Origin of the sequence: Cellulomonas sp. P24 (genome assembly GCF_024704385.1) — a bacterium.
Lineage (GTDB): Bacteria > Actinomycetota > Actinomycetes > Actinomycetales > Cellulomonadaceae > JAJDFX01.
On the sequence record NZ_JAJDFX010000002.1, the window covers coordinates 2,507,828 to 2,521,710 of the forward strand.

Annotated in this window: 16 protein-coding genes; 8 read left to right on the plus strand and 8 right to left on the minus strand. The window is 72.8% G+C overall.

From position 1 onward, the window contains the following. The first annotated feature begins 5 nt into the window (after positions 1–5). The 4 genes from LJB74_RS11655 to purM all read left to right on the plus strand — a co-directional run bounded on the left by LJB74_RS11655 (position 6) and on the right by purM (position 3,560). The gene (locus tag LJB74_RS11655) at positions 6–386 is read left to right on the plus strand and encodes a sterol carrier family protein (protein ID WP_259308687.1); all 381 of its coding nucleotides are present in this window, start codon (positions 6–8) and stop codon (positions 384–386) included. 145 nt (positions 387–531) lie between these two features. Next, positions 532–846, plus strand: a complete 315-nt coding sequence (locus LJB74_RS11660) for a histidine kinase (RefSeq protein ID WP_259308688.1) — start codon at positions 532–534, stop codon at positions 844–846. A gap of 42 nt (positions 847–888) precedes the next feature. Beyond that, complete coding sequence (purF, locus tag LJB74_RS11665) at positions 889–2,436, plus strand: amidophosphoribosyltransferase (RefSeq protein WP_259308689.1); 1,548 nt, start codon at positions 889–891, stop codon at positions 2,434–2,436. Next, a complete protein-coding gene (purM, locus tag LJB74_RS11670) occupies positions 2,433–3,560 on the plus strand; it encodes a phosphoribosylformylglycinamidine cyclo-ligase (RefSeq protein WP_259308690.1) in 1,128 nt (375 codons plus the stop codon). The genes purF and purM overlap by 4 nt, the downstream gene beginning before the upstream one ends. A 139-nt stretch (positions 3,561–3,699) precedes the next feature. Here the strand turns inward: purM and LJB74_RS11675 are convergent, their stop codons facing one another. Continuing rightward, positions 3,700–3,894 carry a DUF3073 domain-containing protein gene (locus LJB74_RS11675; protein ID WP_259308691.1) on the minus strand — a complete coding sequence of 65 codons (195 nt, stop codon included), beginning with the start codon at positions 3,892–3,894 and terminating at the stop codon, positions 3,700–3,702. 317 nt (positions 3,895–4,211) lie between these two features. Here LJB74_RS11675 and LJB74_RS11680 point away from each other — a divergent pair, with 317 nt between their 5' ends. From LJB74_RS11680 to LJB74_RS11695, 4 genes are all read left to right on the plus strand, one after another. Further along, the gene (locus LJB74_RS11680; protein ID WP_259308692.1) at positions 4,212–4,448 is read left to right on the plus strand and encodes a BldC family transcriptional regulator; all 237 of its coding nucleotides are present in this window, start codon (positions 4,212–4,214) and stop codon (positions 4,446–4,448) included. A gap of 71 nt (positions 4,449–4,519) precedes the next feature. Then, entirely contained in the window at positions 4,520–5,947 is a 1,428-nt protein-coding gene (locus tag LJB74_RS11685) for a bifunctional transcriptional activator/DNA repair enzyme AdaA (protein WP_259308693.1), read from the plus strand. Then, positions 5,938–6,189 (plus strand): hypothetical protein, encoded by a 252-nt coding sequence (locus LJB74_RS11690; RefSeq protein ID WP_259308694.1) that lies wholly within the window; start codon positions 5,938–5,940, stop codon positions 6,187–6,189. Before LJB74_RS11685 ends, LJB74_RS11690 begins: the two co-directional genes overlap by 10 nt. Continuing rightward, positions 6,186–6,719: a methylated-DNA--[protein]-cysteine S-methyltransferase gene (locus tag LJB74_RS11695; RefSeq protein WP_259308695.1), complete on the plus strand. Its 534-nt coding sequence runs from the start codon at positions 6,186–6,188 to the stop codon at positions 6,717–6,719. Before LJB74_RS11690 ends, LJB74_RS11695 begins: the two co-directional genes overlap by 4 nt. 135 nt (positions 6,720–6,854) lie before the next feature. Here LJB74_RS11695 and LJB74_RS11700 read toward each other — a convergent pair whose 3' ends face one another. From LJB74_RS11700 to LJB74_RS11730, 7 genes are all read right to left on the minus strand, one after another. Continuing rightward, the gene (locus tag LJB74_RS11700) at positions 6,855–7,124 is read right to left on the minus strand and encodes a DUF3618 domain-containing protein (protein ID WP_259308696.1); all 270 of its coding nucleotides are present in this window, start codon (positions 7,122–7,124) and stop codon (positions 6,855–6,857) included. Then, positions 7,121–7,558 (minus strand): phage holin family protein, encoded by a 438-nt coding sequence (locus LJB74_RS11705; RefSeq protein WP_259308697.1) that lies wholly within the window; start codon positions 7,556–7,558, stop codon positions 7,121–7,123. Before LJB74_RS11705 ends, LJB74_RS11700 begins: the two co-directional genes overlap by 4 nt. Before the next feature lie 218 nt (positions 7,559–7,776). Continuing rightward, complete coding sequence (locus tag LJB74_RS11710; protein WP_259308698.1) at positions 7,777–8,508, minus strand: SDR family oxidoreductase; 732 nt, start codon at positions 8,506–8,508, stop codon at positions 7,777–7,779. A gap of 116 nt (positions 8,509–8,624) precedes the next feature. Beyond that, entirely contained in the window at positions 8,625–10,577 is a 1,953-nt protein-coding gene (locus LJB74_RS11715; RefSeq protein ID WP_259308699.1) for a glycoside hydrolase family 127 protein, read from the minus strand. Positions 10,578–10,678: 101 nt separating this feature from the next. Next, the gene (locus LJB74_RS11720) at positions 10,679–11,494 is read right to left on the minus strand and encodes a carbohydrate ABC transporter permease (RefSeq protein ID WP_259308700.1); all 816 of its coding nucleotides are present in this window, start codon (positions 11,492–11,494) and stop codon (positions 10,679–10,681) included. Next, the gene (locus tag LJB74_RS11725) at positions 11,491–12,447 is read right to left on the minus strand and encodes a carbohydrate ABC transporter permease (protein WP_259308701.1); all 957 of its coding nucleotides are present in this window, start codon (positions 12,445–12,447) and stop codon (positions 11,491–11,493) included. The genes LJB74_RS11720 and LJB74_RS11725 overlap by 4 nt, the downstream gene beginning before the upstream one ends. A gap of 77 nt (positions 12,448–12,524) precedes the next feature. Further along, positions 12,525–13,826, minus strand: a complete 1,302-nt coding sequence (locus LJB74_RS11730) for a sugar ABC transporter substrate-binding protein (RefSeq protein WP_259308702.1) — start codon at positions 13,824–13,826, stop codon at positions 12,525–12,527. Between the last annotated feature and the right edge of the window lie 57 nt (positions 13,827–13,883).

Genomic DNA, 13,883 nt, shown 5'->3' on the forward strand with positions numbered 1-13,883 from the left:
GGCCCATGCCCCCGCGCCGTCGCACCGACCCCGCCGACGGGCGTGCTGCCGTCGCGATCTGGCGGGCAGCCCCCGAGGACGCGCCCCGGAGCGCGGTCCGGGTCGCGGTGCGCTTCACCCTCGAGGAGCTCGCGGAGGTCGCGCCCGGGCACGCCGTCGAGGTCCGGGTCCCGCCCGACGGCGCGGTGCAGGCCGTCGAGGGGCCGCGGCACACGCGAGGCACACCGCCGAACGTCGTCGAGACCGATCCGCAGACCTGGCTCGCACTCGCCACCGGCCTGCTGACCTGGGACGATGCGGTGGCCGCCGGCCGGGTCTCGGCGTCCGGGGAGCGTGCCGACCTGTCCGCCGTCCTCCCGCTCCAGGCCACCCGCGCGCGTCCATGACGCCCCGCTCCCGGGTGTCGGATGCCGACCGACCCCGCCGCGAACCGCGGCCCCGGCGACCGGCCCGCGGTGACGACGCCAGCGGTGAGCGGGTCGCCGCGGGAGAAGCGTCACCCCGTCTCCCGCGCCCGACTACTCTCAAGGGGTGACATCCTCACCGTCGCCCGACCCGACGCGCGGCCCGGCCACGCCGCCGAGCGAGGCCGAGCTCCGGCGGATCGCGCGACCGGCCACCGTGCGCCGTGCGCCGAGGTTCCGCGCGTTCATCGTGGTCGGCGCCCTCGTCGGGATCGCGCTCGGCTCGCTCCTCGCCGCCGTCGCGTCGGTGGGGCTGCTGCAGAACCAGACGCCCGCGATCGTGATGAGCGCGATCGGGCTCGGCGGCTTCGGAGGGCTGGCCGGTGCGGGGATCGCCGTCTGGGTCGACCACCGGAGCTCGGCGCGCCGCCCGAAGGCGTAGCGCCCCTCTCGCGCGCCGCGACCGGTGTGCGACCATAGTCCCGTGGCCTCCCGCGGAGACGGACTTCTGTCGCACGACCTCCTTCCCGGCGAGAAGGGCCCGCAGGACGCCTGCGGGGTCTTCGGCGTCTGGGCCCCCGGTGAGGAGGTTGCCAAGCTCACCTACTTCGGCCTGTACGCGCTGCAGCACCGCGGCCAGGAGTCGGCCGGCATCGCGACCTCGAACGGTGAGCAGCTGCTCGTCTACAAGGACATGGGACTCGTCTCGCAGGTGTTCGACGAGACAGCGCTCAACGCCCTGCACGGGCACATCGCGATCGGCCACACGCGCTACTCGACCACCGGTGGCAGCACGTGGGAGAACGCGCAGCCGACCCTCGGCCCGACGGCGGGCGGCACGGTCGCCCTCGCGCACAACGGGAACCTGACGAACACGGCGGACCTCGTCGACCTGGTCGCCGAGCGGCACGGTGCGCAGCGCCGCGGCGAGCTCGCCCGGGGCAACACGACGGACACGGCCCTGATCACCGCGCTGTTCGCCGGCGACCCGGACCGCACCCTCGAGGCCACCGCGCTCGAGGTCCTGCCGCGGCTCCGCGGCGCGTTCTGCCTCGTCTTCATGGACGAGCACACGCTGTACGCCGCGCGTGACGCGCAGGGTGTGCGCCCGCTCGTGCTCGGCCGCCTCGAGCGCGGCTGGGTCGTCGCGAGCGAGACCTCGGCGCTCGACATCGTCGGGGCGTCGTTCGTCCGCGAGGTCGAGCCGGGCGAGCTCATCGCGATCGACTCGGACGGCCTGCGGTCGAGCCGGTTCGCGGCCGTCGAGCGCGCCGGGTGCGTGTTCGAGTACGTGTACCTCGCCCGCCCGGACACGTCGATCGCCGGGCGGTCCGTGCACGCGGCGCGCGTCGACATGGGCCGGCGCCTCGCGAAGGAGCACCCGGTCGAGGCGGACCTGGTGATCCCGGTCCCCGAGTCGGGGACGCCCGCGGCGGTCGGCTACGCGGCCGAGTCGGGGATCCCGTTCGGGCAGGGTCTGACGAAGAACGCATACGTCGGCCGGACGTTCATCCAGCCGTCGCAGACGCTGCGGCAGCTCGGGATCCGGCTCAAGCTCAACCCGCTGCGCGAGGTGATCCGCGGCAAGCGGCTCGTCGTCGTCGACGACTCGATCGTCCGGGGCAACACGCAGCGTGCCCTGATCCGGATGCTCCGGGAGGCCGGGGCCGCCGAGGTGCACGTGCGCATCAGCTCTCCGCCGGTCAAGTGGCCGTGCTTCTACGGCATCGACTTCGCGTCGCGCGCGGAGCTGATCGCCAACGGTCTCGACGCGCAGGCGATCGGCGCCTCCCTCGGTGCGGACACGCTCGGCTACATCTCGCTCGACGGGATGATCGAGGCGACCGAGCAGCCGGCCAGCCAGCTCTGCGCCGCGTGCTTCACCGGCCGGTACCCGATCGAGCTGCCGCCGTCGGACCGCCTCGGCAAGACGCTGCTCGAGCAGAGCGAGCTCCCGCTCGGTGCCCCCGAGGACAACCTGCCGACGTTGACCGTCGCGGCCGGTGGCGCGAACGCGCTGGACCACCCGTGACGGGCGACCAGCCCGCGGTCACCTACGCCGCGGCGGGTGTCGACACCGAGGCCGGCGACCGTGCGGTCGAGCTGATGAAGGACGCCGTCCGGGCCACCCACGGTCCGCAGGTGCTCGGCGGGGTGGGCGGGTTCGCCGGGCTGTACGACGCGAGCGCCCTCACGGCCTACCGCCGTCCGCTGCTCGCGACCTCGACCGACGGTGTCGGCACCAAGGTGGCGATCGCCCAGGCGATGGACATCCACGACACGATCGGGTTCGACCTGGTCGGCATGGTCGTCGACGACATCGTCGTGGTCGGCGCGACGCCGCTGTTCATGACGGACTACATCGCGTGCGGACGGGTGGTCCCGGAGCGCATCGCGGCGATCGTGCGCGGCATCGCACAGGCGTGCGCGGTCGCGGGGACGGCGCTCGTCGGCGGGGAGACGGCCGAGCACCCGGGCCTCCTCGGCGCCGACGAGTACGACGTCGCCGGTGCGGCGACCGGTGTGGTGGAGGCGGACGCCCTGCTCGGCCCGGAGCGGGTGCGTGCCGGTGACGTGCTGATCGGTCTCGCGTCCAGCGGGCTGCACTCCAACGGCTTCTCGCTCGTCCGCAAGGTGCTCGAGGTCGCCGGGTGGGGGCTCGAGCGGCACGTCGACGAGCTCGGCCGCACGATCGGCGAGGAGATCCTCACCCCGACGCGGGTGTACGCGTCCGACTGCCTCGCGCTCGCGGCGGTGCCGTCAGCGGACGTGCGCGTCTTCAGCCACATCACCGGCGGCGGGCTCGCCGCGAACCTCGCGCGCGTGCTCCCGGCCGGGCTGGTGGCCGAGGTCGACCGGTCGAGCTGGGTCGTCCCGCAGGTGTTCGACGTCGTCCGGTCGCTCGGCGGCGTGCCGTGGCCCGACCTCGCGAACACGCTGAACCTGGGGGTGGGGATGGTCGCCGTCGTCTCCGCCGAGGGGGTGTCCTCCGCCCTGGCCGAGCTCGAGCGTCTCGGGGTCCCGGCGTGGGTGCTCGGGCACGTCAGGGACGCGTCGGCCGACGACCTCTCTGCCGCGTCGGGAGACCTGGTGCAGAACACGAAGGGCGTCCACGGCGGCGGGGTCCTGATGACGGGCGCCTACCGGACCGCGTGAGCGACGGGCGGCAGGGGGTCACCGCCGGCGCGCCTGCGTGCAGACCCGGAGAACGACATCGACCGGACTGCGGTCTCGCAGTCCGGTCGATGAAGACGATCCGGTCGATCAGGGGCCGGGCGGGGTGCGCCCGGGGGTGTCAGCGCTCGTCAGCCCACGGGGACTCGTCGATGTCATCCTCCTCGACAGGCGCACGGCGCGTGTCGGTCACGACATCGTTGCGGCGTCCAGACGTGAGCTCCTGCTCGAGGGCCCGATAGTCGGTCTCGGGACTGAAGTACTTCAGTCCCCGAGCGACCTTGGTCTGCTTAGCCTTCTGACGGCCGCGCCCCATGGCACCGACCCCCTCTAACGTGAAAGCGGGGCAGGCACCTAGTATGTGCGGCCCCGGGGTGCTGAATCATCTGTTCGGCCATAACGGTACAGGGTCGATCGTTGTTCCGACTACTCCGGTCCGGTCGTCCACACGATCTGCTCAGGACTCCCACGGCCGCCTCCGCTCCGTTCTGCCGAACTGACCGTTCCCCAGAACGGGTGATGTGCGGAGAACGTGACGCAAATCTCTGCAGTTCGGGCGTGTCCGTGCCGATACCTCCCCCTGGGAAGCGTTACACCCGCGGTTCTCGTCGCACGATGGCACCAGGAGGACGCATGACCACGCACATGCAGCAGGCGGAGACCCTGCTCACGCCGTCCGAGGTGGCGACGCTGTTCCGGGTGGACCCGAAGACCGTCACGCGGTGGGCGAAGGCAGGCAAGATCTCCTCGATCCGCACCCTCGGTGGGCACCGCCGTTACCGTGAGGCCGAGGTGCGGACGCTGCTGGACGGTGTTCCCCAGCCGCGGGTGGCCGTCGACGTCCCTCAGCCGCGGGTGACCGGCGACTGACGCGTCCCCGGCCCACTGCATGGTCCGATTTCCGCCAGTGATCGGTCCGGGCGCGGGAGAGACTGGTCGACGTGACCCTCTCCTCGCCCGTCGACGCCGAGACGGCGTACCGCGCGATCAGCAGCCGCGACCCGCGGTACGACGGGCGCCTGTACGTCGGCGTCGTCTCGACGGGCATCTACTGCCGACCGTCCTGCCCTGCGCGCACGCCCCGACCCGAGAACTGCACGTACTTCACGGCAGCGGCGGCCGCGGTGGCGGCGGGCTTCCGCGCGTGCCGGCGGTGCCGTCCTGACGCCCTCCCCGGGTCGCGGGACTGGGACGTCCGCAGCGATCTCGCGGCGCGCGCGCTGCGGGGGATCGCCGACGGGCTCGTCGACACCGCGGGCGTGCGCGGGCTCGCCGACGCGGTCCACGTGAGCGAACGCCACCTGCACCGGGTGCTGGTCGAGCAGGTCGGCGCGTCACCGGTGCAGCTCGCCCGGACCCGACGGTCGCAGCTCGCCCGCATGCTGCTCGACCAGACGTCCTTGGGCATGGCCGACATCGCGTTCGCGGCCGGCTTCTCGAGCGTCCGACAGTTCAACGAGGTCATGCGCGAGCAGTTCGGGGCGGCGCCGTCGACGCTGCGCCGCACCCCTCGCGAGGCCCGCGTGGAGGCCGAGGGCCGGGTGCCGCCGACCGGCGCGACCGTGACCCTGCGCCTGCGCTGCACCGAGCCGTTCGACGCCGACAGCTGGTGGGGCCACGTCGCGCACCGGGCCGTGCCCGGCCTCGAGGTCACGGTGGTCGGCGACGACTTCTCCCGGTCCGTGCGCCGCCTGGTCCGTGCACCCGGCGGCCCCGTCGAGGTCGAGGTCACCCTCGCCGCCGACCGGGCTCCCGGCGCGGTGCCGGTGCGCCTGACCCTCACGTCCCTCGGGGACCTCGCCCCGACGGTCGCACGGCTGCGACGGTGGCTCGACCTCGACGCCGATCCGCACGCGATCGACGAGGCGCTGCGCACCGACGTCCTGCTCGCGCCGCTGGTCGACTCCCGGCCGGGGCTGCGGGTGGCGGGCACGGTCGACCCCTTCGAGCTCGCGGTGAAGGCCGTCCTGGGGCAGCAGGTGTCGACCGTGGGGGCGCTGACCCTTGCGGCGCGGCTCGTCGCGGCGTGGGGCGAGCCGGGTCTGGGTGGGCTCGCGCTGTTCCCGACCGCGGAGCAGCTCGCCGGCGTCGGCCCCGACGCACTGCGCACGATTGGTCTGACCGGCGCACGCGCGTCGGCCCTCCACCACGTCGCGACGGCTGTCGCGGACGGCCTCCCCTGCGCCCGGAGGCGGACCGCACGGAGGTCAGGTCGGCGCTCCTGGCACTCCCCGGCATCGGGCCGTGGACGGCCGACTACGTCGCCCTGCGCGCCCTCGGCGACCCCGACGTGTTCCCCGCGGGCGACCTCGTGCTGCGACGGGCGCTCGGTGAGCTCGGCGGCGGGGACCCCCGGACGGTGGACGTGACCTGGGCGACCCACCGCGCGCGGGCCTGGCAGCCGTGGCGCGGGTACGGCGCGCAGCACCTGTGGTCCGCGGTCGCGGCCGGCGACCTCGCGGCGGGACCGGTGCGGCGTCCGAGCCCCGACGCACCGTCCGCCCCGGCGAGGGACGCACCGAAGCGTGGCGCGCCGACCCCCGGCGCCCGGCCGGACCCCGTCGCCCGCACCGCACCGTTGTCCGCACCGCACCCCGAGGAGAAGGCATGAGCCCCGAGACGATCATCGCCACGACGGTCACGACGGCCGTCGGACCCCTGTCCGTCCTGGTGTCCCCGGACGGCGTCGTGCGCGCGGCCGGCTTCGCGTCGGTGCCGACGATGGCGGCCCGGCTCGAGCAGGCGAGCGGACCGTTCGAGCTCCGCGAGGTCGGTGCCGACTCGGGCGACCCAGCCCTGGCCGAGGCGGTCGACGCGCTGCACGCCTACGCCGCGGGCGACCTCGACGCGCTCGGTCGCGTCCGGGTGTCGCAACCCGGGGGACCCTTCATGCAGGACGTGTGGGTCGCGATGCGGAAGATCGCCCCGGGGAGCACCGCGACGTACGCGGAGCTGGCGGCGGCGGCCGGTCGGCCAACTGCGGTGCGCGCGGCCGGGAGCGCGTGCGCGCGCAACCTGGTTGCACCGTTCGTCCCCTGCCACCGGGTCGTCCGGACCGGCGGCGGTCTCGGGGGGTACTACTACGGTCTCGACGTGAAGCGGTCGCTGCTGCAGGTCGAGAAGGGCTCTGCGGTCGAGTAGAGCTCTGTGGTCGAGTAGAGCCCTGCGGTCGGGAAGGGTGCTGCGGTCGAGAAAGGTGCTGCCGAACCCCGACCGAGAGCGTCCGTGGGCCGCCTCCCAGCGCGTGCGGTCCGCGCCACGGGTCCTGGCCGCGTCTCAGCGCCTGCGGGCCGCCCCGGCGATCACGGTGGCCAGGACTCCGGCCGCGGTGCCGAGCACGATCCGGGCGTGGGTCTTCTCCTCGGGGTCGGCCTCCGGCCCGGAGCCGACCGCGTCGCGGGCGAGCTTCTTGGCGGAGTCCACCGCGTGGGTGGCCTGCGTGCGCGGGTCGAGGCGGGTGGCGAGCTCGTCGACCGTGGCGGCGAGCTCGGCGCGGGTCTTGGCGAGCTCGGCCTCGAGAGCGGCGAGCTTCGGGTCGGTGGTCATGAGCGGAGCCCTTCCTTCACGGCCTCGATGTCGAGCTTGACGTTCTCGGTCGCGCGTTCGGGCGTCGGCGGCATCCCCCGGGAGAGGGCGCGCTTGCCGAGGAGGGCGAGGGTCGCCGTGAGCGCGAGGAGGACGACACCGACGATCAGTGCGGCGAGCCAGGCAGGCATGACGTTCGCGAGCCCGAGGGCTGCGCTGTTGAGGAGCCAGCCCAGGCCGTAGAGCGACAGGACACCGGCGACGACGAACATGCCGATCCCGATCGCCGCGTTCTGCGCTCGGAGCTGGAGCTCGGCCTTCGCGAGGTCGATCTCGGCGCGGACGAGCCGCGCCGCCTGCTCGGTGAGGCGGCTCACGAGCTGGCCGATCGACAGGTGCTCGGGGTCGGGCGGGGTGGGCGGTGCGGGCTCCGACGGGCCCTCGCTGCTGGTCACACGATCACGTCCTTCGCCTTGCCGGGTGCCTCGGGTCGGCCGTCGTCCGGTCGCCCGTCGCGGGTCCGGACGACGCCGGGCGAGGCGCCGCGCTGACCTGCGTGTACAGCATCGCGCACTCGGTGCCGTGATGCGACGTGGTCGCTCGATCGGGTGCTGCACGGAATCCCACGGCGCCGTGAGCCGGTGGATCACGGCGCCGTGGGGTCAGCGGCCGGTCAGCTGCCCTGGCCCATGCTCCACAGGGTCCAGATGGCGGTGCGGAGCGAGCGCGGCTGGTGCAGGGTCGTCACGATCGCAGTGGCGACGTCGACCGGGGACAGCCACTCCGCGAAGCGCGGGTCGTCGGACGTCCGGCCCGCACCGACGGCGAACTCGGTCCCGGTGCCCGCGGGGCAGATGAGGGTCACCCGCACGCCCTTCTCACGGAGCTCCCGGTCGAGGCTCCCGGCGAGGCCGACCTGTGCATGCTTCGTGCCGGCGTATACGGCCTCGTCCGCCCCGCCGCGGAACCCGGCGACGCTGGAGACGATCACCACGTCACCGGCGCCGGCCTCGAGCATCGCCGGCAGTGCGGACCGCACGGTCCAGACGGTGCCCGCGTAGTTCGTGTCCATCATCGTGGCGAGCTCCTCGTCGGTGTGGTCGAGGATGCCGCCGTACATGCCGATGCCGGCGTTCGCGACCACGGAGTCGAGGCGTCCCCAGCGGTCGATGGCAGCGGCGACGAGCCGCGCGTTGTCGGCGGGCGAGCGGACGTCCATCGTCACGCCGACGGCGTTGTCCGCCCCGAGCTCGGCGACGAGCTCCTCGAGGCGCTCGGTGCGGCGCCCGCCGAGCGCGACCTTCGCCCCTTCGGCGACGAGCAGGCGGGCGGTCTCACGGCCGATCCCGGCGGTGGCACCGGTGAGGGCGACGACAGTTCCGGTCAGGTCACGAACGGCGATCACGGGGGACTCCTGGGGTGTGGACGTGGTGGTGCGGATCTGGGCTGTGGACGGGTGCGGGGCGACGGGTACGGCCGCACACGTCGACCGTACCGGTCGTGCCGGGTGCGTTCCTGCGGTCAGTCGGCGGTGGGCATCCAGACCCGCATCGTCGACGGGCCACGGTTGGCCCAGTGGTGGTAGGGGACGAGGGGGACGAGCCCGGCGTCGACCTCGCCGGTGACGGCGCCCGTCCCGTCGGTCGCGTCGTGGGACCCGTAGGGCCATCCCGGCTCGTCGAGCGCGAGCCGGGTCGCGTGCACGCGCACCACACCGCCCTCGTCGACCGGCGGCTCGTCGGTGCGGACCCGCACGACGTTCACGCTGCCCCCGAGGTCGGTCGACTCGAGGCACATCACGAGCGGCCCGCGCTCGACCGCGACCTGACCCCGTACCGCGTCGACACGCGCGTCCGGCCAGGTCCACCGGGCGGACATCGGAAGGACGAGCTCGACCACGTCCCCGACAGCGAACCTCCGCGCGAGGGTCGCGAAGCCGGGCTCGACGGCGCGGTGCGTCGCCCCGTGGGTGAGCGTCGCGCCCGTGGCCCAGGACGGGACCCGCAGGGTGAGCGTCCAGGACTCGTCGGGGGTCTCCGTGACGACGACGCGGATCGTGCCGTCCGTCGGGTACGCGGTCTCGATGCGCAGGCCGACCTCGCGGCCGCTGCCGATCGTGGCGCGGACCGTCGCTCCGGCGTACTGGTGGAGCTGCACGCCGTCGTCGTCCGCGGTGGCCACGTAGGCGCCGAGCGTGGCGATCGTGCGGGTGAGGTTCGTGGGGCAGCAGGAGACCTCGAACCACGGGGCGCGCAGGCTCGAGGACGCCCGGGGGCTCGCGACGTCGACCTCGGGAACGGCGCCGGGGACACGCTGGTGGAGCGTGTTGGTGTAGTAGAACGACCGGCCGTCCTCGGCGGGGGACGCCGCGACGACGTTGTACAGCGTGCGCTCGACGGCGTCCGCGTGGCGCGGGTCACCGGTGGCGAGCAGGAGACGGTGGTTGAGCATGACGGAGGCCACGCCTGCGCACGTCTCGGAGTACGCGCGGTCCGGCGGGAGCTCGTGGTCCTGGCCGAACGACTCGCCCTCGTGGTGCGCGCCCATCCCACCGGTGAGGTACGTGCGACGCGCGAGGGTCGTGACGGTCTGGATCGCGACGGCGGCGAGGAGGTCGTCGTCGCCGTCCTCGGTCGCGACGTCCGCCGCGCCGGCCGCGAGGTACAGCGCGCGGACGGCGTGACCGTCCATGACGGTGGTCTCGCGGACCGGGCGGTCGTCCTGGAAGTACTGGCGACCGAGCTCGATGTCGCCGAGGGCGCCGTGGCCGCGTCGGTCGACGAACGCGCGCGCCTGGTCCAGGTAGCGTCGCTCGCCCGTGACGCGGTACAGCTCGACGAGGGCCACCTCGATCTCCGGGTGCCCCCCGACCCGCTGGTCGCCCTCGTCGCCGAAGACGTCGCACACGTGGTCGGCCGCCCGGGTCGCGATCCGCACGAGGTCGTCCTCACCGTGCGTCCGGGACCGGGCGACCCCCGCCTGGATGAGGTGCCCGTAGCAGTAGAGCTCGTGGCCCCACTGCAGGTCGGAGTAGCGCGGCGCCTGGCCGGGACGGCCGAACTTGGTGTTGAGGTACCCGTCGGCCTCCTGCACGGGGGCGACCCGGGCGACCAGCGCCTGCAGCCGGGCCTCGAGCGCGGCGTCGCCGGTGCGCCCGACCTCCCAGGACATCGCCTCGAGGAGCTTGTAGATCTCGGAGTCGGAGAACTCGCGCCCGCGACGGTCGGCGGGAAGCCGCCCCTCGACCGCGGCGTCGAAGTTCCCGATCCACCCCATGGTCTCGACCCACTGCTCGCAGTGGGCGATCATCGCGGTCGAGTTGAGCCGCTGGAGGTCCGCCCAGAACCCGCTGTCGATCGTCACGTCGGCGAGGCCGAGAGGGCGCCAGCGACCGGTCGACGGTGCGACGGGGCGGCCACGGTCGGGCCGGTCCGCAGGCACGGTGAGGTGGTCGTGACGGGCGTCGGTAGGCATGGGGTTCTCCAGGTCGGGCGAGGGGGGATCGGGGCAGGAGGCGAGGGGCTTGCGCCACGGTGCGGTGCGAGTGGGGGGCCGCGGGCGCGGCTGTGCGACGGCTACTTCACGGCGCCGACCGACAGGCCGTCGCGCAGCAGCCGGTAGGTGGCGGTGAAGACGATGAGGATCGGGATCGAGGTGAGCACGGCCAGCGCCATCAGGCCGGGCCAGTTGATGCCGAAGGCCGAGACCTGCTGCGCGAGGAGTGCGCTGAGGGGGTAGCTGCCCGGCGCGAGGAAGAAGTTCACCGCGTACAGGAACTCGCCCCACGAGAGCAGGAACACCAGGGTCCCGACGGTGTAGACGCCGTTGCGTGCCACGGGGAGGACGATCGAGAAGAACGTCCGGAGCACCGAGGCTCCGTCGATCGATGCGGCCTCCTCGAGCTGCGGTGGCACGGATCGGAAGAACGGCCGCAGCAGCAGCGTCGCGAACGGGATCAGCAGGGCGGTGTCGGCGAGCACGACGCCGAGCGTCTTGTCGAGCAGCGCCCAGTTGCCGAAGATCTGGAACAACGGGATGACCGTGGCGGTCTGCGGCATCATCTGCAGCACGATCAGCAGACCGAGCCCGAGGGTCGGCAGGTGCCCGGTGGTGCGCGCGAGTCCGTACGCGGCGGGGATCGCGACGAGGAGGACGAGCAGCGTGGTCCCGGTCGCGATGAGCACCGACTGGCGCAGCGCCGTGACCAGGGCGCCGTCGAAGGCCTCGACGTAGGCGGTCGTCACCGGTCGGAACAGGAACGACGCCTGGGTCGTGAACACGTCGGAGGGGCTCTTGAACGACGTGAGGACGATCCACAGGATCGGCACGGCGTACATGAGCGTGAGCAGGCTCTTGACGGTGAGCGCGATGGGGCCGTTGGTCTGCTTCACGACTCCGACTCCTCTCGGCGGATGCTGCGCGCGTAGACCGCGGCGAGCACGAGGACCCCGAGGACGGTGACCACCGAGGTGGCCGAGCCGAGCCCGAAGTCGTAGCGGACGAAGGCCTGCAGGTAGCCGAGGAACGGCAGCGTGTTGGTCGCGGTCCCGGGTCCGCCGTAGGTCATGACGTAGATGAAGTCGAAGCTGCGGAACCCGTAGACGATCGTCAGGACGAGCAGCACGAGCGTGGTCGGGCGGACCGACGGGAGCATGATGTGGCGGATCTCCTGCCACTTGTTCGCACCGTCGAGGGCGGCGGCCTCGAAGCTCTCGGGAGGGATCCCGAGCAGGGCGGCGCGGAAGACCAGGGCGTTGAACGGGATCACCGCGAACGCGTTGACGAACGCGACCGACATGAGCGCCCAGTACTGGTCGTAGAGGAACGGGATCGGGGTGTCGCGGAGGCCGGTCGACGTGAGGATCGTGTTGAACAGGCCCGAGTCCCCGAGCAGGAACTTCCAGACGCTGCCGTTGACGACCGGGGGAAGTGCCCAGACGAACACCATGAGGGCCATCAGGAACCCGGACCACCGGCCCTGGATCCGCAGCACGATCGCTGCGGCGAGCCCGCCGACCATCCCGAGCAGCGTGACGACCAGGACGAACACCCCGGTGCGCGTGAGCGCCTGGGTGGTCTCGCCGGTGGAGAAGCCCTTGGTGAAGTTCTCGAGGCCGGTGAACACCCACTCGCGGTTGAGCGTGGCGGCGCTGACGGCGCTGACGCTCATCCGGATCAGCTGGAGGAGCGGGTAGAAGCTGAAGAGTGCGAGGAAGACGCCTGCCGGGAGCAGGAAGAGCATCCGGACCTGCGGCTTCCGCCGGGTCCCGGACCGCCGGGGGGCGGTCCGGGTCCCGGACGGTGCCGACGGGACGCCGGTCGCCGGTGCCAGTGGAGCTGTCATGTCGAAGATCTCTCTCGTCGAGGTGACTCTGGCGCCGGCGGCCGGCGTCCGCGCCGTGGGTCGTGCGGGTGGAGCATCTAGCCGAGCAGGCCGGTCACGGTCGTGACGGCGGTCTTCGCGGCGTCGGTCGGGGACTTCTGACCGCCGAGCGCGGAGCTCCAGGCCTGGCCGACGGCCAGCTGGATGTCGGCGACGGCTGCCGGCGGGATGTTGCCCGCGGGGTAGTTGGCGCCGTACTTGGCGATCGTGTCAGCGAACGGCTTGAGCAGCTCGTTCCCGGTCACGGCCGGGTCCTCGGCGGCGTCCGCGCGTGACGGGATGCTGCCGACGATCGTCACCGGGAGGATCTGCCCGGCCTTGTCGAAGTACGTCTCGGTCAGGTACTGCCAGGCGAGGTCGGGGTTCTTGCTGAACGCACCGATGCCCTCGCCCTCGCCGCCGAGGTAGACCTTGCCGGTGCTGCCGAGCGGCAGCGGGACGACGCCGTAGCTGAACTTCGCGTCGGACTTGGCCGTGCCCATCTGCCAGTTGCCGTTCTCCGCGAAGGCGACGCCGCCTGCGGCGAACTTCTGGAACGGCACGGTCTGGTCCCAGGTCACCGACTCCTGCGAGAGCCAGCCCTTGTCGACCCAGCCCCGTACCCGGGAGAGCCCGGCCGCGAGAGCGGTGGCGTCGGGCGAGGTGTAGCTGAACCCCGAGGCGGAGAGCCACGGGAACGCCTGCCACTCGCCCTGGGACTGCGGCAGCCCGCTGAGCGTGATGCCCTGGTAGCCGGCGGCCTTCGCCTTCGCCATGTCGGCCTCGAGCTCGTCCATGGTGGTCGGCGGCTGGACGCCGAGCTCCTTGAGGATGTCGGCGTTGTACCAGAGGCCCAGCAGGTTGACGTAGCCCTGGACGGCGTACGTCTTGCCGTCGATCTTGTGGATCACCGAGTCGGGGAACTGGCTGGCGTCGGCGTAGGACGCCCACCGGTCGTCGAGCGGGGCGAGCGCGCCACCGAGGGCGAGGGTCGCGGCCTCGGCGCCGTTGAAGACGACGACGTCCGGGCCGGTCTTCGCACCGGCTGCGGCGATGACCTTGGAGTTCATCTGGTCGTAGGGCACGTAGACGTTGTCGACCTTGACGCCGCTGTGCGCGGACTGGAACTTGGTCGCGTACTCGTCCATCAGCTTGACCTGGTTCGGGTCGCTGAAGTAGTGCCAGACGGTGATCGTGCTGCTCGTGGCGCCGCCCCCGCTCGAGGTGCTCGACGAGCCGGAGCCGCCGGAGCACGCGGAGAGCGCGAGGGCGCCGGCGACGGTGGCGGCGGCGAGCGTGAGCAGCCGTCCGCGGCGGCGGGGGGAGCCGGTCGACCGGCCCGTGATGTCGGTGATTCTCAACGGAACTCCTCTGATGGCGCGTGGCCGAGGCTCTCGTTCCGGCGACGTCGCCGCCGT